General features: G+C 43.0%; 20 protein-coding genes, 1 tRNA gene and 2 pseudogenes. 8 read left to right on the forward strand and 15 right to left on the reverse strand.

All coding sequences use genetic code 11. The features are described from left to right. Positions 1–19: 19 nt before the first annotated feature. The 3 genes and pseudogenes from ACK5NH_RS16245 to ACK5NH_RS16255 all read left to right on the forward strand — a co-directional run. Positions 20–406 (forward strand): annotated as a pseudogene (locus ACK5NH_RS16245) (LexA family protein); the annotation flags it as partial. Further along, on the forward strand, positions 383–799 hold the full coding sequence (locus ACK5NH_RS16250) for a LexA family protein (protein ID WP_416921837.1): 417 nt from the start codon (positions 383–385) through the stop codon (positions 797–799). The pseudogene ACK5NH_RS16245 and the gene ACK5NH_RS16250, both read left to right, overlap by 24 nt. Then, positions 787–2,043, forward strand: a complete 1,257-nt coding sequence (locus tag ACK5NH_RS16255) for a Y-family DNA polymerase (protein ID WP_416921755.1) — start codon at positions 787–789, stop codon at positions 2,041–2,043. The genes ACK5NH_RS16250 and ACK5NH_RS16255 overlap by 13 nt, the downstream gene beginning before the upstream one ends. An 86-nt stretch (positions 2,044–2,129) precedes the next feature. Here ACK5NH_RS16255 and ACK5NH_RS16260 read toward each other — a convergent pair. Continuing rightward, a pseudogene (locus ACK5NH_RS16260) lies at positions 2,130–2,251 on the reverse strand. A 195-nt stretch (positions 2,252–2,446) separates the two neighbouring features. Beyond that, positions 2,447–2,686, reverse strand: a complete 240-nt coding sequence (locus tag ACK5NH_RS16265; protein WP_416921757.1) for a hypothetical protein — start codon at positions 2,684–2,686, stop codon at positions 2,447–2,449. A 454-nt stretch (positions 2,687–3,140) separates the two neighbouring features. On the opposite strand from ACK5NH_RS16265, the gene ACK5NH_RS16270 reads away from it, so the two are divergent. Beyond that, a complete protein-coding gene (locus ACK5NH_RS16270) occupies positions 3,141–3,584 on the forward strand; it encodes a potassium channel family protein (protein WP_416921759.1) in 444 nt (147 codons plus the stop codon). A gap of 8 nt (positions 3,585–3,592) precedes the next feature. On the opposite strand, the gene ACK5NH_RS16275 is transcribed toward ACK5NH_RS16270, so the two are convergent. The 6 genes from ACK5NH_RS16275 to radC all read right to left on the reverse strand — a co-directional run bounded on the left by ACK5NH_RS16275 (position 3,593) and on the right by radC (position 6,457). Beyond that, a complete protein-coding gene (locus ACK5NH_RS16275; protein ID WP_416921761.1) occupies positions 3,593–4,027 on the reverse strand; it encodes a hypothetical protein in 435 nt (144 codons plus the stop codon). Between the two features lie 47 nt (positions 4,028–4,074). Continuing rightward, a complete protein-coding gene (locus ACK5NH_RS16280; RefSeq protein ID WP_416921763.1) occupies positions 4,075–4,605 on the reverse strand; it encodes a hypothetical protein in 531 nt (176 codons plus the stop codon). A 2-nt stretch (positions 4,606–4,607) separates the two neighbouring features. Beyond that, a complete protein-coding gene (locus ACK5NH_RS16285; RefSeq protein ID WP_007647788.1) occupies positions 4,608–5,162 on the reverse strand; it encodes a recombinase family protein in 555 nt (184 codons plus the stop codon). Positions 5,163–5,299: 137 nt separating this feature from the next. Beyond that, a complete protein-coding gene (locus ACK5NH_RS16290; RefSeq protein ID WP_416921765.1) occupies positions 5,300–5,488 on the reverse strand; it encodes a hypothetical protein in 189 nt (62 codons plus the stop codon). Between the two features lie 52 nt (positions 5,489–5,540). Continuing rightward, complete coding sequence (locus ACK5NH_RS16295; protein ID WP_416921767.1) at positions 5,541–5,978, reverse strand: DUF2787 domain-containing protein; 438 nt, start codon at positions 5,976–5,978, stop codon at positions 5,541–5,543. Beyond that, positions 5,975–6,457 (reverse strand): RadC family protein, encoded by a 483-nt coding sequence (radC, locus tag ACK5NH_RS16300; protein WP_416921769.1) that lies wholly within the window; start codon positions 6,455–6,457, stop codon positions 5,975–5,977. The genes ACK5NH_RS16295 and radC overlap by 4 nt, the downstream gene beginning before the upstream one ends. Before the next feature lie 156 nt (positions 6,458–6,613). On the opposite strand from radC, the gene ACK5NH_RS16305 reads away from it, so the two are divergent. Then, a complete protein-coding gene (locus tag ACK5NH_RS16305; protein WP_025008593.1) occupies positions 6,614–7,024 on the forward strand; it encodes a hypothetical protein in 411 nt (136 codons plus the stop codon). A gap of 66 nt (positions 7,025–7,090) precedes the next feature. Here the strand turns inward: ACK5NH_RS16305 and hepT are convergent, their stop codons facing one another. Both hepT and mntA read right to left on the reverse strand, forming a co-directional pair. Beyond that, positions 7,091–7,519, reverse strand: coding sequence for a type VII toxin-antitoxin system HepT family RNase toxin (gene hepT / locus ACK5NH_RS16310; protein WP_374921836.1), 429 nt, complete (start codon positions 7,517–7,519; stop codon positions 7,091–7,093). 15 nt (positions 7,520–7,534) lie between these two features. Further along, a complete protein-coding gene (mntA, locus tag ACK5NH_RS16315; RefSeq protein WP_049824074.1) occupies positions 7,535–7,933 on the reverse strand; it encodes a type VII toxin-antitoxin system MntA family adenylyltransferase antitoxin in 399 nt (132 codons plus the stop codon). A 549-nt stretch (positions 7,934–8,482) separates the two neighbouring features. Here mntA and ACK5NH_RS16320 point away from each other — a divergent pair. From ACK5NH_RS16320 to ACK5NH_RS16330, 3 genes are all read left to right on the forward strand, one after another. Further along, positions 8,483–8,806 carry a winged helix-turn-helix domain-containing protein gene (locus ACK5NH_RS16320; protein WP_157037390.1) on the forward strand — a complete coding sequence of 108 codons (324 nt, stop codon included), beginning with the start codon at positions 8,483–8,485 and terminating at the stop codon, positions 8,804–8,806. Between the two features lie 147 nt (positions 8,807–8,953). Further along, on the forward strand, positions 8,954–11,674 hold the full coding sequence (locus tag ACK5NH_RS16325) for a phage/plasmid primase, P4 family (RefSeq protein WP_416921773.1): 2,721 nt from the start codon (positions 8,954–8,956) through the stop codon (positions 11,672–11,674). A 460-nt stretch (positions 11,675–12,134) separates the two neighbouring features. Continuing rightward, on the forward strand, positions 12,135–13,064 hold the full coding sequence (locus tag ACK5NH_RS16330) for a hypothetical protein (RefSeq protein WP_416921775.1): 930 nt from the start codon (positions 12,135–12,137) through the stop codon (positions 13,062–13,064). 35 nt (positions 13,065–13,099) lie between these two features. Here ACK5NH_RS16330 and ACK5NH_RS16335 read toward each other — a convergent pair whose 3' ends face one another. The 5 genes from ACK5NH_RS16335 to ACK5NH_RS16355 all read right to left on the reverse strand — a co-directional run bounded on the left by ACK5NH_RS16335 (position 13,100) and on the right by ACK5NH_RS16355 (position 19,266). Further along, positions 13,100–14,044 (reverse strand): DUF2726 domain-containing protein, encoded by a 945-nt coding sequence (locus ACK5NH_RS16335; RefSeq protein WP_416921777.1) that lies wholly within the window; start codon positions 14,042–14,044, stop codon positions 13,100–13,102. Between the two features lie 89 nt (positions 14,045–14,133). Next, positions 14,134–15,957, reverse strand: a complete 1,824-nt coding sequence (locus tag ACK5NH_RS16340; RefSeq protein ID WP_416921779.1) for a DUF6538 domain-containing protein — start codon at positions 15,955–15,957, stop codon at positions 14,134–14,136. Positions 15,958–16,088: 131 nt separating this feature from the next. After that, positions 16,089–16,176: transfer RNA gene (locus ACK5NH_RS16345), tRNA-Ser, on the reverse strand. 203 nt (positions 16,177–16,379) lie between these two features. Beyond that, positions 16,380–18,374: a methyl-accepting chemotaxis protein gene (locus tag ACK5NH_RS16350; protein WP_416921781.1), complete on the reverse strand. Its 1,995-nt coding sequence runs from the start codon at positions 18,372–18,374 to the stop codon at positions 16,380–16,382. 259 nt (positions 18,375–18,633) lie between these two features. After that, positions 18,634–19,266, reverse strand: a complete 633-nt coding sequence (locus ACK5NH_RS16355) for a YchE family NAAT transporter (protein WP_011622460.1) — start codon at positions 19,264–19,266, stop codon at positions 18,634–18,636. Position 19,267 lies beyond the last annotated feature (1 nt).

Here is a 19,267-nt window from a genome sequence, read left to right on the forward strand (position 1 = left end):
ATACAGTAATTATATTGCTATGCGTGTTTACCCTATTATTCCTTGGCCCGCTCACGCGGGAATTAGCGGCTTTGAAAGCCCAGCAGCAGAATATACTCAGCTTGGATTGTGTCTTGATGATTTACTCGTATTGCACCCCAGTGCAACACGGCTTTGCATCGCTCAAGGCGACTCGATGAAAGGTGTCGGCATATTCGATGGCGATCTGCTGATCATCGATCGCCATATCAAGCCTCACACAGGGTGTGTGATTTATGGCCAACTCAATGGTGAGTTCATCTGCAAAATCTATGATGAAAAACAGAGAATGCTGCTCTCTTCCCATGAAAACTGCCAAGCCATAGTGATACACGATTACGATGATTTTTGCGTTGAAGGGGTCGTGATCCGAACCTTGAGGCAGCATTTCTATCTCAATGATTTTATTAATATTGCTTCAGACTATTCTGAACTTAGGACAAACCTGGATGATCTATTGGTGTTACACCCTTGCGCAACCTGGTTTGGTGTCGCCCAAGGGAACTCCATGCAAGATGAAGGGATATATGATGGAGATGTATTAATTATTGACCGACAAGTTAACGCATTACAGGGAGCCGTTATCGTTGCCCAGCTCAATGGCGAGTTTATCTGCAAAATTTTTGATAAAAAACACAGGATGTTACTGTCTGCTAATCCGCAATACCATGCCGTGCCGATACGAGATTGCGACACTTTTAGCGTTGAAGGAATTGTTATTCGCTCGATTAGAATGCATTTTAAATCTTCATTACAGGGCTTATGGTCATGTACGCCTTAGTCGATGCCAACTCGTTTTATTGCTCCGCTGAGCAAGTGTTCCGCCCCGATTGGCGCGGCAAACCGATTATCGTTCTAAGCAATAACGATGGCTGTATCGTGGCAGCCAACCGTCAGGCCAGAGAACTCGGCATCCCCAAATTTGCGCCGTATTTTCATGTCAAAGAACAATGCGCCAAACTGGGGGTAATTGTGTGTTCTAGCAACTACGAGCTCTATGCCGATTTGTCGGCAAAAATGATGGGAATCATCGGCCGCTTCGCTCCCGACCAACATATTTACTCCATTGATGAATCATTTTTATCCTTCAAGCACTGCCACACCAGCATCCCCTGCTTAAAAACACACGGCCTGCGCATCCGCCAAACCGTTTGGAAAGAAGCTCGCATACCCGTTTGCGTTGGCATAGGTGCAACACTCACATTGGCTAAAATCGCTAATCATGCCGCTAAAAAATTACCCGGCTATCATGGTGTTTGCCTGATAGATAATGAACCTCAACGAATTGAAATTCTAAAACAACTCTTAGTCAGTGATGTATGGGGAATTGGGCGCCGCCTGAGCAAAAAACTGGTGAGTATGGGGATTCACACCGCTTACGATCTGGCACAAATGCCAACAGGCCTTGCTCGCAAGCAATTCAGCATAGAGATAGAGCGAACCGTCCGAGAACTTAATGGCACAGCCTGTAAACAATGGGATCACACGCGGGCAGATAAACAACAGATATTTTCCACTCGCTCCGTGGGTGAGCGCATCATGGATTTTGAGGCGTTACTACAAGCATTGAGCAAACACGTTGGGATTGCAGCGGCAAAAGCCAGAGCACAGGGCTCATGTTGCAAATCGATGCTAATTTTTGCCAATAACTCCCCTTACAATGAACAACCCGTTGGTTTTAAATCCCTTATCCATTTCCCCACTGCAACCAATTGCACCATTGAGATGACGCAAGCAGCGTCTTTAGCAGCACCAAGATTATTTCGACCAGGAGTTAAGTACTACAAGATAGGAGTAGGTCTGATAAATCTTGAACAAAATAAATATCAACAACTCGATTTGTTCAATTTATCTAAAACTAAACCCACACTAATGCAGGCATTTGATGGAATAAATGCCCGTTATGGGCGAGATACCTTATTTTTAGCCGCACAAGGCATAGAACAGAAATGGGCAATGCGCCGTGCATTACTCACACCACAATACACCACGCTGTGGGGTGGCATACCTAGAGTAAAATGCTAGTCATCAAGGCAAAAATTGCATTTTCCCAAATTCGTCCCAAAGCAAAAACGGGAATCAGTAACTTACTGATTCCCGTTCTTTAAATTTGGCGAGAGAGGGAGTCGAACCCTCGAATCACATCCTTTTCTAACAAACCCTAAAAAATCATAGTGTTGTGCACCTTGATTTTTCAGATTGTACTACGTTTTTGTACCACTTGAAACACTATAGGAGCACGACTGACAAGTCGACTCCTTCAAAAATATCACATCTCTGAACTCTGAACTCGATTTGACAGATGAAACAACTTAGACACAGCCCAACAAGACAGTCTACCGCTGACCACTAAAACAGACATTGTTATTCTCTACAAAGCTAAGCTGAATGCTCTGCTTTAGATGGTTTCTGAATACTATCGAGCTATTCAGTCCTTCATCAAATAAGACACTTTGAACTTGTTTTGACACTGCTGACCAACATCATTTTTGTTTTTGCATTCAACAATATACTCATCGCCAAGCTTTCTTCCTGCGTCAAATATTCTTTTGTTCACCGTGCCACATACACCACACATTACACTGGCAGAGTAATCAGGATTAATTATTTCTGAGTGCACCACTTCCTTTGGATATATTTCTGTCACTTTTAGTACTGTATTTGACATTGTCTTTCCTAATTATGAATAGACCCGGTTCTACATGCCCCTGCAACTCAACAGAGATAAAAAAACTACCATAACGGTAGTTTTTACTAAACGATTTCTTTATTTTTTCGAGGATTTACTGGGCTTGAGATCCGGAGTATTACCTGGAGTAGTTTTGTTATCACGTCTACGTTGATCTGGCTTCCCTGTTGACTCAGCGATTGGTTTTGGACCTGGTTTTAGAGCCATGATAATTATCCTTAAATGTTTAAGAGGAAATCCCTCGAAAGTGAATATAACTTTAACATGCGGACAAAACAATATATGCATTTATATTACTGAGAATGCGATTTAACTTCTATCCCACATGGGATTTTTCATTGAAAATCATGCAATAATGACCTTAACAATTCTCACCTTCTGTCTACGGATAGTTGGTAACAGGTAAATTAACAATCAACAGAGGATTAATTTAGTGAAAGCTTATAGAAAATTATCCAATATTATTGAACATCACCCTATCGTATCTATTCTTACCTTATTACTACTTTTAATTGTTAGTAGCGCTATTTACCTGTCTCTTAAGGGGATTAGATTCAAAATCCCCGATGAGACAGTACAGATATCGATGACATTTAATGATAGTCAAGAACTTGTAGAATCAGAAATTATTCCTGAAGAAACGGATAAAACACGAGTTTTAACATTCACCGAGGCCTTCTACTTCTGTCTGGTAACCTTCTCTTCTGTTGGTTATGGTGACATAGTTCCTGTTGATGAGGCAGGCCGTACATTTTGTTCATGGCTAATACTAATGAGTCAATTCTTTATTTATGCTCTACTCCCAATCGTGACAGCAGGCATAATCGACTTAAATAGAAAAAAACGTCAGCATCTGTTAGATACAACCACATCATAAGATACACACTAGGGATACTGCCCCGTTAACACATAGACAGCAGATCTATAAGACGGATCTGCTGAAATTTCTTTTTGGACAATATCTCTATCTCTGCTGTCACATAGTGCTTTACTAATTAAATGCTCAGCTAATACCTCACTGCTACTATGAAGAGAAGCAAATATTCCCTTAATTTGCGGTAAGGTTTTTCCTGCGTATTGCAGTTGACGGATTGCTTTGCTTCCCCAGTACCCCCCCTGATATTTCAAAATACCCTCAATAAGCACCCAATCTTCCTGCAACTCATTAGGTGCTTTACTCTTACAGAATGTGGCAACTTGCTCCCACATATAAATCTGTTGGTATCGCTCTACGATATCATCAATTGAAGCCAAGACTTGTGCTGATAATGTCGTCCCTGCAAAGACAAAAAGTAAAGCTAAGATACTGGGTTTACGCATGTTTGCTCCTAAAAAAAGCCATCAATAGAATCTGATGGCCTTGTCGATTAGTTACTTAGAGTGTTGTTATCTGATTGTTCGGCTTTCCCCTGCTCTTCTGCCATCCACTCTAACCTTAGCTGAAGCTGCCAAATTGCTATCCCTGAAAGAAGGCAGAGTAAGAACCCAACCAACCCCGCTCCTGAAGTGGCTATCTTGAAGATATTTCCATCGTGATAACTGAGGATTGAGAACATCAAAATGACACCATAAATCAACAGATATGCGGCTCCACCAATCCCTGTTTTGAGGAGCAGTTTTTTCTCACGATAGTTAGCTTCATTATCTGATGGTGCTTTTTGAGCATCCTCCTTCAACCAATCCAATCTTTCCGAGAGATACCACATCCCTATATAGCCCACACCCATCACCACAACGGAGATAGTCCCTTGGAGTGTTAGTGACATCTTGAGGATGAAATAGTCCAAAGAGCCGCCAATCGAATCCTCAAGAGCAACCAGTGATAAGGCACTCAAGATTGTTAGGGCTATCAATATCACAAAGTACATCTCTAAGCGGTTTTTCTGTTTCTTATTCATAACTAATCCTTAGATGTTAATTGTTTTGCTATCCGTTGAACGCTGGACAAGCTGATATTCAACCTCTTAGCCACTTCTGGCTTAGGCAAACCTTCCGCAAGCAATGGGGCAGCTTCTTTCGCCTTAGTGATTGCAGTGGGTTTACGTCCTTTATATTTTCCCCGCTGTTTTGCGAGAGCTATCCCTTCCGCTTGCCGCTCTAGCATCAGCTCTCGCTCAAATGTTGCGATGGCACCAACCATAGTCAGCATGAGCTTGCCTGTTGGGGTTGCTGTATCTATGCCTAGATTCTGGATTTGTAGTGAAACCTGTTTCTTAGCTAAGAACTCAGCTATCTCCAACAAGTGACGAGTGTTACGAGCAAGCCTGTCTAGCTTAGTGACAATCACAATGTCACCCTCTCTGACAAACTCGAGCATGAGTTGCAGTTGCGGACGGTCATCCTTTGCACCACTTACCTTTTCTTGGAACACTTTGTCGCAGCTCATCAATGCCTTTAGCTGGGCATCAAGGCTTTGTCCCGTGGTCGAGACTCGGGCATATCCTATCTCTGCCATGTATGACTCCTGTTCAATAGAGCAAGGTATACTGACCAAGCCCTTCAAAAGGTCGAAAACAACCCATGTGACATGGTTTATGAGTCAATCCTCAACGTGTCACATGGGCTTGGTTTATTGGTTATTAATACAAGGAGTTACTCAGCTTCTTGATCTGAGTCACTTCCCTTGTTTTCCCATTGTTCTTCGTCTGCTAAATACCGCTCGACAAAGGCTTGAATGAGGATTGGCACTATGGTCAGTAGTGCGGCTTTAGCGACCTTCTTGAGTAACTCGCTAATGTTGTTTCTCCTGTAGGGTTGGCATTCAGGCAGCCGAAAGCTCACCACATGAACCCATGTAGTGATTTTCTAGTTAGTGCTGAATGGTGTGGTGGGATCAGTCCCAACTGATGGTTATCTGATAGAGATCATCAACCACATAACTTCTGAAGTTGGCTTCCCATAACCGATAAAGACCACTGAAATGGCTTAGCGGGTGATATCCAACATAAGCCTGATACCCTGAACCCTCTGAGAAGTTGAAGTCGATATCCTTTTCGAGTTCAGGGAAGTAGCGTCCTTGGTAGGCAAAGTCCGTGATATAGCAAACTTGCCACATGCTGGTGGCCTGTGAGTATTCCAAGCGGATTTCGACTGGGTGAAAGCCACCAGCATCGGCAGAGTAACTAGGGTCACGAAAGTTAATCGTCACACCGTTACTCACAATAGGCGGTAAATTCTTGAGGAGTAACCGCCGAATGATTTGCGTCAAACTTAGCGTCATCGGCAATAAACTTCTGGCGGCCTTGAGATCGATTTGAATTGTTGTGGTCATATCCAGCCTCTCTTAGCAAAAGACACCACTTCATGATGGCCAATCACTAGATGATCTAAGGCTGGTACATCAATAGTTGCTAAAGCTGACTTTAAACGCTCTGTAATGCGTTTATCGGCCTGTGATGGTTCAGGTATGCCAGAGGGATGGTTATGGGCAAATATCGCAGCAGCAGCGTTTCTATGAAGGACCAATTTTACCACCTCTCGTGGATAAACTGAGGCGGCATCAATGGTGCCAAAGAACAGCTCTTCATAGGCTATCAAACGGTGCTGACTATCAAGCAATAGTACTGCAAAGACCTCCCGTTCATAGGCAACCATCCTTAGCCTAAGATAGTCCTTAACAATTTGTGGCGAAGTAAATACCTCATGATTAACTCCGAGGCTATAGCGAGTTTCCAAGATAGCTATCGCCTCCCGGATAACAGAGTCTTGCTCATTATCATGAAGGGGATTGTTGAGTGTTCGAATAGACATATTCTCTCCTGTGTATTTGATTTACATCAGGTTTCTTATGCCTTAGTTCATGGTGAAAAATGACGGTATAAGGGAATTGAAACGGTTACCCACCGATTAAAATAGAAATATGGGGGTGACATATTATGCCCCACTTAACTTCCATAGGAGAAAAACATGAACAGCGAAAAAGTACTATCGTACCCAGTATTACTTGTTGAAGGCCGCTTTACCCCCGAAACCAGAGAGCATCAGATTCGAGAAGCCATCAAGAATAACGGCACCTTCTTTTCAGTCGAGATAGTTCCTGATAAACGTGGCACCAATCAGAAGATGATGCACCTTCAAGGAGAAGTGGCAATGGGAAACGGTGTCTTTAGGGAACCAGAGGCGATCAGGGCGTTTCTAATTGCGCAAGGTTTTATCCCCGAGTCTATCTCAATCACTAAGGGCGGCAATCTCTATGCGACTCATCCTAGAGAACATCTGCCGTATATGCACTGGATTGTCAGGCTGTTAGTCCATTTTCAGACTTTTGGGGAGTGGCTTGCGGTTAAGTACTGGTATGGCGATTACCCTGACAAATAAGCAGACATCACCCAGTAGACTCACCTATTTAACCATTAGGTGAGTCTGTCAAACTCAATCAGACCATTAGCTATTTTTCAAAGATAACCATTCAAGTCCCTGCCCCGCAAAGACAAATAATCTGTCACTATAGCCTTGAGAGATCACACTGCGGATTATTTCAGGGTCAATATTCAGGTAATCATGTACTAATGCATTACGAAGACCGATCACTTTACGCCAGCCACCCAACTCATCGGCTGGTTGTGCTCCTCGTTGACACAGGATCTCAAATGCTTGGTAAGCATCCTGCGGACTATGCCCTGCAAGAGCCTTAGCCCAATGTTTCGCAATGCCAATACAGGCTTCAATAGATACTTGTAGCGTCCGCTCTGCTGCACGATATTCAAGATTCGATAAGGGACGCTGAGTGAGTAATTGACGCAATTCCTCAAGCTCGGCTTGATACCGGCTAAGGCTTACACGCAATGATGTGATATAGGCATTATCAGACATAGGACAGCAGTTCCCTTATAGGCTCTGAGCAAAGTAATCGAGTTCCATTTGCGACATAATGCGAGACTCTTCTTGCATTCTTCGACCTTCATCTCGACTAAAGATAAGTTTGTTGGCGTTAATGATACCAAAGGCCAGAGGGATAGGTGCAAGATTGATATCGACAACGGACAACTTTCCTTCGGGTAACCCCAATGCCCTTTGCCAATCCATAGCAAGTAGCTCAGCTCTAATACGTGTATCAAGCACACTCTCAGCCTTTACGGGATCAAATGCGACAGCCAAATCCCAATCGCTATGCTCGCTAGCATTACCTTTAGCCTGCGAACCATACAGCCACAATACCTCCACCTCAGGATGGCTTGCTGCTAAAGCTCTTAGTTGATGCAAATGCTGGCTCTGTTCGATCGTCATGAGGTTGGCTGCTAGATAGTCCTGTTGTAAGTGTACCAATCCTGAGTCGGAGTGAACAGGTCAGATTTAGTAACACTCTCCCCTAACCTTTTGTCCATGTTCAATAATCTCCCCGCCGATTTCGCTGCCGATTTTCCTCAACACCCATTCCCACAAAACAAAGCAATCTTGCCCCATATGATTGATTTATAGAATTATTATGCTGATTTCTATTTGATTTCATAAAAAATACTAAAGGAAAAGTAAGCAGAAATACTTTAGCCAGTCTGCTGATTTATTGGCAGAGGATGGAGCTTAGGGGAATCGATGGTGTGAACGATGGTGATAACGAGAAAAAACTAAAAATTTCATAAAGATAACAATTAATTCCAAATTGAAATTTACTAATAGTTAATCATGAAAATATATCATGCAAATGATTGTCCGCAATAATTCGCCACTATCTCGAATTTGTCATTTTCTTGGGAAATCTAGGTGATTAGCTCACCAAAAGAAACACTAAATTATAGATATGGGTGTGACACATTATGTCATCCAGAGGAGATCCAAGTGCGAAACCAAGATATCAGCGAAGACAACATTATCCATTCCACTAGCAGTCATCAGGTTCAATATCGACTGCCCTTTGAACTGTTCAATGATCAGTTTGGGCAAACCGTTTATGAGATCAGCAGAATGCCGATTATCGATGGCTACTTGTTAGGCGGAGAAGTGAGTCTTGCGAGTGCTTTGGTAAGACGTTGCGGTTACTCATTGAGAACGGCAAGAAGACATATTCGACGCTTGGAACAATCGGGACTGATTACAAGCACACCTCAAAGAACACTTGCAGGTTTGCAAGCTGCTCATCTTTATAGGCGGATATTTAGCTAAAGATGAGGGAATGCTTTGACAGGGCGTAACAAAAGAAAACCCTGCCAAAGCTGAGCTTTACCAATAACCATGTGGCCAAGCAATAGACTAACTCAATTTCATATATATTTTAGTCTGCGGCGGTCACTCTTTAACAGGAGATATGCTATGCATATGCCGAATATTTACGCAACACAAAATCAAGCCGCAACATCTAAACGTATCGACTTTGCGGAAGTAAAGAGCCAATTCTTTCTACCAGAGGTAATTTCAGCCGCTCTTGGCACCAGCTACAAGTCATGCGGGGGGATAGACCGCTATCAGCTTGATCCTGACGAATGCCCATTCTGTGGGCATAAAGGATGCTTTAAGCTACATTGCGAAGAAAGCGAAAATGAACATTACTTCTGTTATTCATGTGGTGTTCGTGGTGATATTTTTAATTTTCTGGTTCATTTCGATCAGGCAAAGCATTCTAGAGATGCTGCTATAAAGCTCATTAATGGTGAGCTCGATGGAGTCACTATTTTACCAGCTCCAAGGGCAAATAGGACCAAAGTTGAAGCAGAGAGAATAGAACTCACTGCTGAGCAATTTGCTCGTCGTCAAGCACTGTACCTTGCAGCTTGGGAGTATTACTTTGAGCAAATGATAGATGGTGAGAGTACACCACTCCAGTCACTTATGGATAAGCGAAAACTAAGCCAAAACGTGCTAATTGACTATGAAGTGGGTTACTCACGGGGAGCTCTTTGGCGTTATTTAATTGATAGTGAATTCACCCTTGAGGAAATGTACGCATCAGGGCTCGTTAAGGAAAGTCCACAATCTCCATATGATTTCTTTCCTAAAGGCGTCTATATCTTCCCTCATTATGATGAAACGGGAGCGATTTGCCGCTTCACCTTTAAAGACCCTGAGAAAAAAGTAGCTTACCAGCTCTCGAAGCTATTTTGGCTTAACAATATCCAGTTTTATGGACAGCATACGATGAATCGCCAAGGTACAGTTGCTGTTGTTGAGGGTGAATTTGACTTACTTGCTCTTATGGATCATGGATGGCAAGGTCCGGCAATCGCAACAAACGGACAAATTAGCCAAGCACAATTGGCGTGGATTAAGGAAAATCTACATGACAGAAATGTAGTGACCTTCTTCGACAGTGACCCTGCGGGTGATAAGTATCGGGAGAAGCTCGTTCAACTGGGTTTACCTGCACTTGTCCAAGTCACCTTACCAGAAGGTCAAGGTAAGGATATTGATGATTATTTACGGCAAGACAACGCCCTTTCTATTGAGGTATTGGTAGAACAATACGGTGTTGTAGCCGCACAAGCGTCGATAGAGACAACTTCAGAACCGATGCAGGATGAAAGCCTTGCTAGCCACCAGCAAACTGACGAGTCAGAGCAGCTCAATTCATCCTATTATGATGTATTTGATGAAGATACGCTAAATGACGTTGGTAACGCAGATAGGCTGGCAGAAGTAGCTGACGGAAAATTAGTCTATGTGCCAGAACTCAACTGTCTGTACATGTTTGATGAGCAGTGTTGGAGGCCTATAGGTGATAAAGAATTGGCACTGGCTCGATGTATTGGAGAGGGAATTATTGCTCAAGCGAATCGTATGCTAGAAGATCCCGCGACGCTTAAGGACAAAACGAAGCGGCAACAAGCAGATAAGTTATTAGCGTTTGGTAGACAGTCACTCAATCGCAAAAAACTTGCCGATATGTTGGAGATCTTCAAGTCTAGCAACTTGATTTCGGCAAAAGCCTTCGATGCAGACAAAATGCTAATGGGGATTAACAACGGTGTGCTCGACCTCGCAACCGGAAAACTGCTTGCTGCAAATAAGGAGATGTATATCAGCCGTTGTAGTGATATCAACTACAAGCCTGATGTCAATTGCCCACGTTGGCTTCAGTTTATCGATGAGATCACCTGTGGTGATGTCGAATACGCTAAGTTTTTGCAGCGAATGGTAGGCTATATCCTAACCGGACGGACTGATGAGCAAGTTTTATTCTTCCTCTACGGTCATGGCTGTAATGGTAAGAGTACCTTTATGAATATCATTCAGCGGATAATGGGAAGCTATTACCATCAGATAAGCAGCGATGTCTTACTTCAATCGAATAACAGTGGTAAAGGCCCTAACCCATCCCTAGCCAAGTTAAATGGTAGCCGTCTAGTGGTGGCCAATGAGTTGCCTGAGGGTTCTCGAATGGACGAGAACTTAGTAAAGTCGATGACAGGTAGTGATGTGATTGTTGCCCGTCAGTTGTATGCCAAGGTAGAGCTTGAATATATACCCATGTTTAAGCTCATCATGGTCGGCAACCATAAGCCCGTCATTCGCGATACCAGCCCCGGCATGTGGCGACGGATGATTTTACTGCCCTTTAACGCTAGTTTCAGCCAGCAGCAAATGGACCCGCAATTAATGGATAAGCTGTATGCGGAGCTATCAGGTATCCTCAATTGGGCACTTGAAGGTGTTCAGATGTGGCTAAAGGATGGCATTAAGGCATCTATCCCTAACTCAATTAAGTCTGGGATTGCGGAATATCGCCATGAGTCAGACTTACTTGCGATGTTCTTAGAGGAATGTACGAGCAAAGGTGATTTTGTGTATACCGATGAGCTTTACGATGCCTTTAGGAAGTGGGCTGAACGGGATGGCGACTGGAAAATGACTCGCAATATCATGACCAAACGGCTGGTGGAGAAAGGCTTTGAGAAAGGCCGTCACAATAGCAAAGCCATGATTAAGGGGATTAAGTTGAAGTCTGCGTTTGATGATATCCCAGAGCAAATACCACAAGCTAGCATGGGGATGAGGCATGCCACACCTACAAACCCAAACTCCGAGTATAGCGTTTAGGTATCGGATAACAAAAAACGTAAAGAGAGGCTTTAAGCCTCTCTTTTGCTATCAATCACATCATAAAACTGGCTAAGTATTTACGCGAGATAAACCGTATTAGGGCAACATAACAGAGTGCAATAGATTACATGTCTGCCAACTTTTGGAATGTTTTAGGGTGAGTCCTTAGTACTAATTTTGTTTCTGAATTAATGATTTGTCGCCCAAGATCACCTGACAAATCAAGTTGCTTGGTCGCCTTGATCTTAGGCCTTGTTACCAGCTGAACACCGTAATCCTTTAATTTTTCATTCATAATCAAATTGTTACAAAATTAACCTATCGTGCAGGACAATCAAATAACAGTTGATGCATTCTAGCACTTACTTTTTAAGAAAATTAGCACGTTTACGCATTGCGCCATTTTTACGATATGTGTATTATTACGTAAACATATAACTTTACGTAAGGTGAAATTATGGAATTCAGATACCCTACTGCTGTAGCAGAAACAAATGCACGTGCACTAACCTACTTAACAAAACACTTAACCGACCGTCACAAAGGTGAAGAAACATTTTACAACTTGATTCAACAGTTAGGTAATGCGGTTGATACATACCCTAAATGGCATCCGATTTTAGCGATCCCATTAGGCCAGTCTACTAATCCTGACTTATATTTATCTGAGTTATATAAAGGGATTGATCATACCGTACAATTTGTTAAGGGCTTTGTAACATGCCCATACTCTGAAGCCAAGGCTGATGAGCTTGTAGAGTTCGCAAATAGCTTAACAGGTCTTAATGCATATCGCTTACAAGAACGACTGTACAGTGACGATGCCTATCCTGTAGTGATCACTGCATCTAATGTTGAGCTTGAAGCAGATGGCACAATACGAAGTCGTGATAGTCTAAAATGGAGTTTACAATACTTAGCCAAAAACGCTCTCAACTCAGAAGTAGCAGAAACATGGTGGAACATGAGGATGTCTCTGCTTGGTGACCCACATGGTTCTCGTTCATCAGTCTTGGTCAATCAACACACTGGAGGACACATTAGGAAGATTTTAGAAGTACTGAATGATAGTGGGGTTTATGGACCAATTAAAGAGTGGTCCTTAGAAATGCTATCGTCTAAAAAAAGAAAACTATTGAGTGAAACCCTCATAAAAGCAGCTTTGAATAGTTTCAATAAAACTGATATGTCCTTCGAATTTGAACTTAGAGGTGAAACCTGTAAGGCGAATATTAACGATACTTGGAACGATGGTTCAGAGTTTTCGATTCAAATTATGATTGGCGAATATGATTTATGTGTAAGTGGTTTCTATTATCCAGAGAAAGATCTCATTCAATCTACAGATCCGAATGGTAAACGTGCATTGGCAGAGAAGTTCATATAAATTCAATAAAGTACTAGCTGAATTAGTCTGAGCTACTACAACGAAGTTGTACTGGCTCTTTCCTGCTCAATAATTTTTCGTATTGTGATCACGAGATCATGCTCAACTGTGTTTGAGTCATATTCTGGCGTTATCCTGTATAGGGGAATATTGTACTTATTAAAGATGTCATTTTTTAATTGGTCACGCATTCTATCTTCTGCACTCATGTGATACTCTCGGCTATCGCATTCAAAAAAGTACTTAGGACGAAGAGTTATCGGGTCATAAATCACAAAATCAATTAGACCTGTCATCCAAAGATTACGATGATTATTTTGCATGTTTTCAAGAACTGACTCGGGGAAAACGTTCTTAATTGAGGCATTAATAAACACATAGTCCATCGGAAAAACTTTCTTCAGGGCCCCATAAAACACATATTCGAGTTCACTTCGCACAGCAGTTAATAGAAGATCCCAGCGTGGGATTTTGCTTTTCTTCTTGCTAATTTTTTGCTCCCGCCTAACATCTGGTGGAACATCATCAATTTTAGAAATATCACTACCCTTTGTACCAACCTTCTTCTCCATCCTTAATGTTCTGATTTTATTCATAAAGTCTTTACCAGCATCAGTTACCATTGCCGCATTAACACATTTTATTGTCTCAATATCAGAGTCTTCACTGACTGATTTGAAAAGTATAGATTCGGCGAACTCACATGCCTCGCTTGAGATTGTCATATGAGGATGTTTTGCTAGTGCCAAGAACTGTAAAGCATAATTGTGATTGTTTACCTGATTATCACCATAAATAGACTTATATTCGAAATTTATGGCCTGACATACAAGCAACCAACGGTTAGCGTCCTTTGACCATATTTCCTTTCGAAACATCACATCGATTAACTTGAAAATATCTTTCGCTCGGCTATGGTTCAAATTTCTAATTGTTTGTAGAAACAACTGTATAGTATCTTGCTCAGTAGGGTTAGACATTAAAATGACCTTATGAAATTTTAATATCAAAATCCTAGTGCCAAGCCGAAGTTTATTCAACACCCCAAAATGTAATTAAATACATAATTTCAGGAATTCCACTTAGGTATCACTATAACAGGCATCTTATCTATCTCCTGATGTAACTCTGTGTATCTACCATAGTTACGCCCCGTATTCCCCGCATTTGAGTGCCCTGTTATCGCATTTTGGACATCCTCACGCATGACCTTTCTGGCTTCGGTGATAAAGCGATGGCGGAATGCATGTAGCGGTTTTAGGGCGTCAAAATGCTCAATATCGAGTGTCATAAAGGCGTCTTTCAGATAACGTGCGACTGCGAGGTGATACTTAGCCTTTTTGTTGGCCTTGAGTATTGGGAATAATCGCCCATCTGCTGGCAAGGTATTCAGGTAATCCAGTAACCCTAACTGAATGAGAGCCTGACAAATTGGCACTCTTCTAGACTCCCCCGTTTTAACGGATTGGTCATCGCGTAGCTCCTGAATATGGAAATACCATCGCTCGCTATTATCGCTATCTTGCTTGATATCTTTCACGTAAAGCTGAGCAATCTCCTCTGCCCTTGCTCCTGTATAGGCCAGAATAACAGGCAACCAGTAAAGGGCTTCACCATATCTTGCCTTTTGAGCATTGGTACGTTGCCTAAAGAGTGGCAGGGAGAAAATCTTTGTCAGTTCAGCATTTGAGTAGCCCGGATCTCTAATCACCCTCACCGTTTCTTTACCGGGCGACACTTGATGGCAAGGATTCTTCGGCAAAATGTCTAACTTGACAGCCTGTTGGAAATACCCCGAAACCAGCTTAAGTTCCTTATCAGCAGTATTGATGCTCACACGAGCCAAGCCTCGTTTATCCGCGATATCGATTTGCTTGCTGAAGGGTAATGCTCGTATCTCTTGGCTTGGTTTACTCGGACAGCGAATAATCCAATTGAAGAATTTACGCATATCTAGCTTTTGGATTTCACCAATAGGCTTATCGGCAAAAAACTCTATCAGTCGCTCACAAGGGCGATTGCGGTCACCTTGCCATGATCTGAAGGCAACTTCTGAACTCAGAGCCTTCTTCTGATTATTCACCCAGTCAATCAACTGCGAAACGCTAGAAGATACGGATAATTCAGCTTCCTTTTGTTTGCTTGGAGCTGTACTGCTGGTGGTCATAGCCGTAACTATTAAACCTAAATCCTTAAGCTGCTGTAACGCACCACTGCTCGGATCTGTAGGTTCGATATTCGTATCAGGTAAGGTCGGCTCAAAGCCTCGGTTTAGCTCTCGCCGAATGAGTTCTTGTTTACGCCTATCGAGTTGCTCATGATCGATAGCGGAATTACAGAGCTTGATACAAGCTTTTGCTAATTGTATTGCGAGATATAGTCTTAATGAATGGTCATAGAGTGAGTATTGAGAAAGCTCAAGGGCTTCATCAACGAATGCACTCATATGCCGCACAAAGCGTTGTTCTTCTGTTTGTTGGCGGCTTGTTCCATTAGCCTCATGGAGCACTTCTAGCGGCTCGCTGAACCACTCAGTCATGCCTGAAAGTCCTTCGGGAGTCTCGAGCAAATATCTTGCTTGAATGTCTGCTTGAGTTAGCCGTCCATGTTCATGAGCCACCCAATAACTGACAATAGCATCTAATTGAGCGGAAGATATTTTCTGCTCGTTCTCTTGATTGTCGAAACGAGACTGAGCACGAGCAATCGCAGACTCGAACTCCGCAATCACACCAGCAGCCCTTGTTTTGGCTTCATAGGCATTCTTAGTCTCTAGGCTTCGCTTAAGCTCAACTTTACCATCAAGAAAAGGGCGTAAATGCTTAGGAATAACCTTGCGGATTTTCCAGATTCCAGACTTTGGATCACTGTATGGTTGAATCATAAATGCCATCGTTTTGTACCACCCTTTTGTACCACCTTAAGGTGCCAAAGGTTGGTAAGCCATTGGATGAAGCAACTATAATTCAATAGGTTATTGTTAGAAAAGAAAAAACCCGACCATGTGATCGGGTTCTTAGAATGTGGCGGTGAGAGAGGGAGTCGAACCCTCGATACGTTTCCGTATACACACTTTCCAGGCGTGCTCCTTAGGCCACTCGGACATCTCACCAGATTGTTGTGATTAGTTTTACGTGTTAATCATTCACGCTCTAACGATTTAATCAGCTTTACTCGTAAGCTTTCATCGTTAACGGAGCGGTACTGTACGCAAAAGCCTGTAGGTGGTCAAGTAAAAAAGAGTTGATTTCAGGCGGTTGAACAATTGCTAAACAAACCGCCTGATAAATTGGGATTTATATCCGACTTTCGCCGTTAATTGACGTGAAACTTGTTCACTTCCTTGGACATAAGATCCGCATCGTAGGTCAGTGCTTTGGTCAATTCCCTTAATTCATCGGAGATCCTTTGGGTATTGAGATAGATTTCACTGATCTTTAATGCATTGCGATTCACATCCTCAGACACAGCGGATTGTTCATGGGTTGCAGTGGCAATTTGCTCATTCATGCGGTCGATAATATCCACTTGCTCCACAATGCGTTTAAGCTCGATCCCCGCCTGTTCGGCTTCGCGCACACTGTTATTCGCCTGCGCCAGCCCACGCTCCATCGCTTTAACGGCTATGCTGGCCCCTGATTTGAGTCTGTCTGTCATATTCTTAATATCAGACGTCGAGGTTTGTGAACGCTGTGCGAGACTTCTCACCTCATCGGCCACCACGGCAAAACCTCGTCCCATCTCGCCAGCCCTTGCGGCTTCAATCGCCGCATTCAGGGCGAGTAAATTGGTTTGTTCGGCAATACCGCTGATCACATCGAGCACTACGACGATACCGTGGATTTCGCGGTCAAGCTCATTGATGGCTTTGGAGGCTCCATCAATATCATCGGCCAACGCCTTAATCGCGGCGCTAGTTCGACCCACTTCGATATTACCAGCTTTAGCTTCGTGATTAGCTGTGGTTGAGGCTTCCGATGCATTAACGGCATTGCTGGCGATTTCTGCCACCGTGGCACTCATTTCTGTCATCGCCGAAGCCACCTGCTCGGCCTCGCTGTGCCCTGCCATCACGTCTTGCTCCATGGCATGGGTGCACACATCCATTTGTTCTACCGCTTGCTGTAACTTGCTAGCACTGGCACGAACTTGAAGGATCACATTCTCGAAATCATTCATCATGTCATTGAAAGCAAAGGCTAGTTCGCCAAATTCATCCGAACTGTTTTGGGTTAAACGCACACTGAGATCGTAATGTTTTCTGGCCTGTGTCACTGTTGAATACACATGATGAACACTGTCGTGCAAGTAACGGATCACCGATAGGCTTAGTAACAACACTACGACTAACACCACTGTTAAGGTCACAAGCACAAAGAACATATGCTCGTTGGCTGTATAGAGTCTGTCTGTCGTGGTTTTGACAAGATCGGTAGAAACCTGTTGCTCAAAATCCCGTAAGCGATCGATTCGCGCCGTGGATTTTGCAAACCAGTCTTCTGGATTTTGTTGTTGAATTTTTTGATTATCTTGGTCAATAGCTATTTGTCTTAGCGCTTCAACCTCTTTGACTTCATTGCCATTTTGCAGTTGATGAATGCCATCCACTAAATTGGGCGTTGCCAAGGCCAGAAAACGTTCAAGATAAGTATTTTGCTCTGAGACTAAAGTAATAAACTTGGCATAGACCTTAGGTTTGAAACCTGTTTGGCCAAAGGTAGAACTGAGTACAGCACGTTCAATCCCCGCGCGCTCCTTCATTTGTAAATACGAACTGAATGCCGCGGCCTTGATGGCAATTTCTTGGTTGGCACCCGCCTTTGCCGTTTCATCGACTATGGCTAATAACTCTTTATTAAGGTTGGTATAATAGGCCACTTCTTCGGCCACACTGATGGATAAACTATCGATTTGTGAACGGATCCCCAAAAGGCGGCCAAGCTGAGCGTTGATCTCCCGTAACTTGGGCGCGAACACCTCGGGTAACTCGTTGTTTGAAATAAAATCTTGGAATTGTTTTAACTGTGAATCAGTCAATTGTCTTTGACTGGGAATTTTTCCGGCAAAAGCTTTACCCGCAGAGCCGATAAAGCCGGCGCTCATGCCGCGCTCTTTTTGTAACTCATGTACCAAATTACTGTTTGTCACCGCCAATTCACTCAGCTGTACGATAAGCTTCAGTTCTTGTCGATATTCATATTTTTCAATGAGAAACAAAGCTCCGTACAGAAAGCACGCAAATAACGGAGGTAACACAACCATAAGTAACTTTTGTTTGAGGCTAAGGTTACCAATCCATTGCCATTTCATAGCGATATCCTTATTAGATGGAGTTAGAAGGTAAGACAAATAAGGTATAGCATAGGATTAAGACGATAACGACCATTTTGCGTTAATTTTGTGAACGCTAAACACCTAAAAAACAGATGCTTGCATTCGTTCACTGGGCAAAACAGCCTGCAATATCGGATGAGAAGATACTTAAGGGAAACAAAAAGAAATAATGCCTTGAGTGGAATGATAATAAAGCATAACAAGGGAGGAGCTAACTCCTCCCAAAATTGAAAAATTAGCTAAAGAGTTGTGGGAATAACCCTTTAATCCCAGCGGCAATCACCTCGATTCCGATTGAGAGCATTAATAGTCCCATAAGACGGGTAATAACGTTAATACCTGTTTTACCGAGAATTTTATAGATGATTGATGCCATTCTAAACAAGGCAAAACTCACCAAGCCAAAAATAATCACGGTAATAAACATCGCCACAAAATTGGAGAAGGAATTATGCTCAGCGGCAAACACGATGACCGAGCTAATCGCACCAGGGCCTGCCATTAACGGCAAGGCTAACGGCACCACAGCCACTGATTCCATAGCCGAAGATTCACGGTCTTCCTCTTGGTTGCGTTTTACTTCACCCAATTTCCCCTGCAACATCGACATCGCAATAATCGCGATCAGCGTGCCGCCAGCAATCCTAAAGGCCGAGAGTGATATGCTGAACATATTCAAAATATGTTGTCCCGCCACTATGGTCACAAGCAGGATCACCACCACCGCAAAGTTAGCCACTTTACCCGTATGGTTACGCTCGGCTTCGGTTTGATGACTGGTTAAGCTCACAAACACTGGCAACAAACCAATGGGGTTGATAATGGCAACCAGGCCAAGAAAAAATTTAACGTAAAGTGTTAACTCCAAG

The organism is Shewanella sp. (assembly GCF_047975355.1).
Taxonomy (GTDB): Bacteria; Pseudomonadota; Gammaproteobacteria; order Enterobacterales; family Shewanellaceae; genus Shewanella.

Coding starts and splice junctions, on each gene's coding strand:
- ACK5NH_RS16255 (WP_416921755.1), top strand. CDS start 787: ATGTACGCCTTAGTCGATGCCAACTCGTTTTATTGCTCCGCTGAGCAA.
- ACK5NH_RS16305 (WP_025008593.1), top strand. CDS start 6,614: ATGAACAGCGAAAAAGTACTATCGTACCCAGTATTACTTGTTGAAGGC.
- mntA (WP_049824074.1), bottom strand. CDS start 7,933: ATGACGATCGAACAGAGCCAGCATTTGCATCAACTAAGAGCTTTAGCA.
- ACK5NH_RS16335 (WP_416921777.1), bottom strand. CDS start 14,044: ATGTCTAACCCTACTGAGCAAGATACTATACAGTTGTTTCTACAAACA.
- radC (WP_416921769.1), bottom strand. CDS start 6,457: ATGTCTATTCGAACACTCAACAATCCCCTTCATGATAATGAGCAAGAC.
- ACK5NH_RS16275 (WP_416921761.1), bottom strand. CDS start 4,027: ATGCGTAAACCCAGTATCTTAGCTTTACTTTTTGTCTTTGCAGGGACG.
- ACK5NH_RS16330 (WP_416921775.1), top strand. CDS start 12,135: ATGGAATTCAGATACCCTACTGCTGTAGCAGAAACAAATGCACGTGCA.
- hepT (WP_374921836.1), bottom strand. CDS start 7,519: ATGTCTGATAATGCCTATATCACATCATTGCGTGTAAGCCTTAGCCGG.
- ACK5NH_RS16350 (WP_416921781.1), bottom strand. CDS start 18,374: ATGAAATGGCAATGGATTGGTAACCTTAGCCTCAAACAAAAGTTACTT.
- ACK5NH_RS16325 (WP_416921773.1), top strand. CDS start 8,954: ATGCATATGCCGAATATTTACGCAACACAAAATCAAGCCGCAACATCT.
- ACK5NH_RS16265 (WP_416921757.1), bottom strand. CDS start 2,686: ATGTCAAATACAGTACTAAAAGTGACAGAAATATATCCAAAGGAAGTG.
- ACK5NH_RS16340 (WP_416921779.1), bottom strand. CDS start 15,957: ATGGCATTTATGATTCAACCATACAGTGATCCAAAGTCTGGAATCTGG.
- ACK5NH_RS16280 (WP_416921763.1), bottom strand. CDS start 4,605: ATGAATAAGAAACAGAAAAACCGCTTAGAGATGTACTTTGTGATATTG.
- ACK5NH_RS16285 (WP_007647788.1), bottom strand. CDS start 5,162: ATGGCAGAGATAGGATATGCCCGAGTCTCGACCACGGGACAAAGCCTT.
- ACK5NH_RS16295 (WP_416921767.1), bottom strand. CDS start 5,978: ATGACCACAACAATTCAAATCGATCTCAAGGCCGCCAGAAGTTTATTG.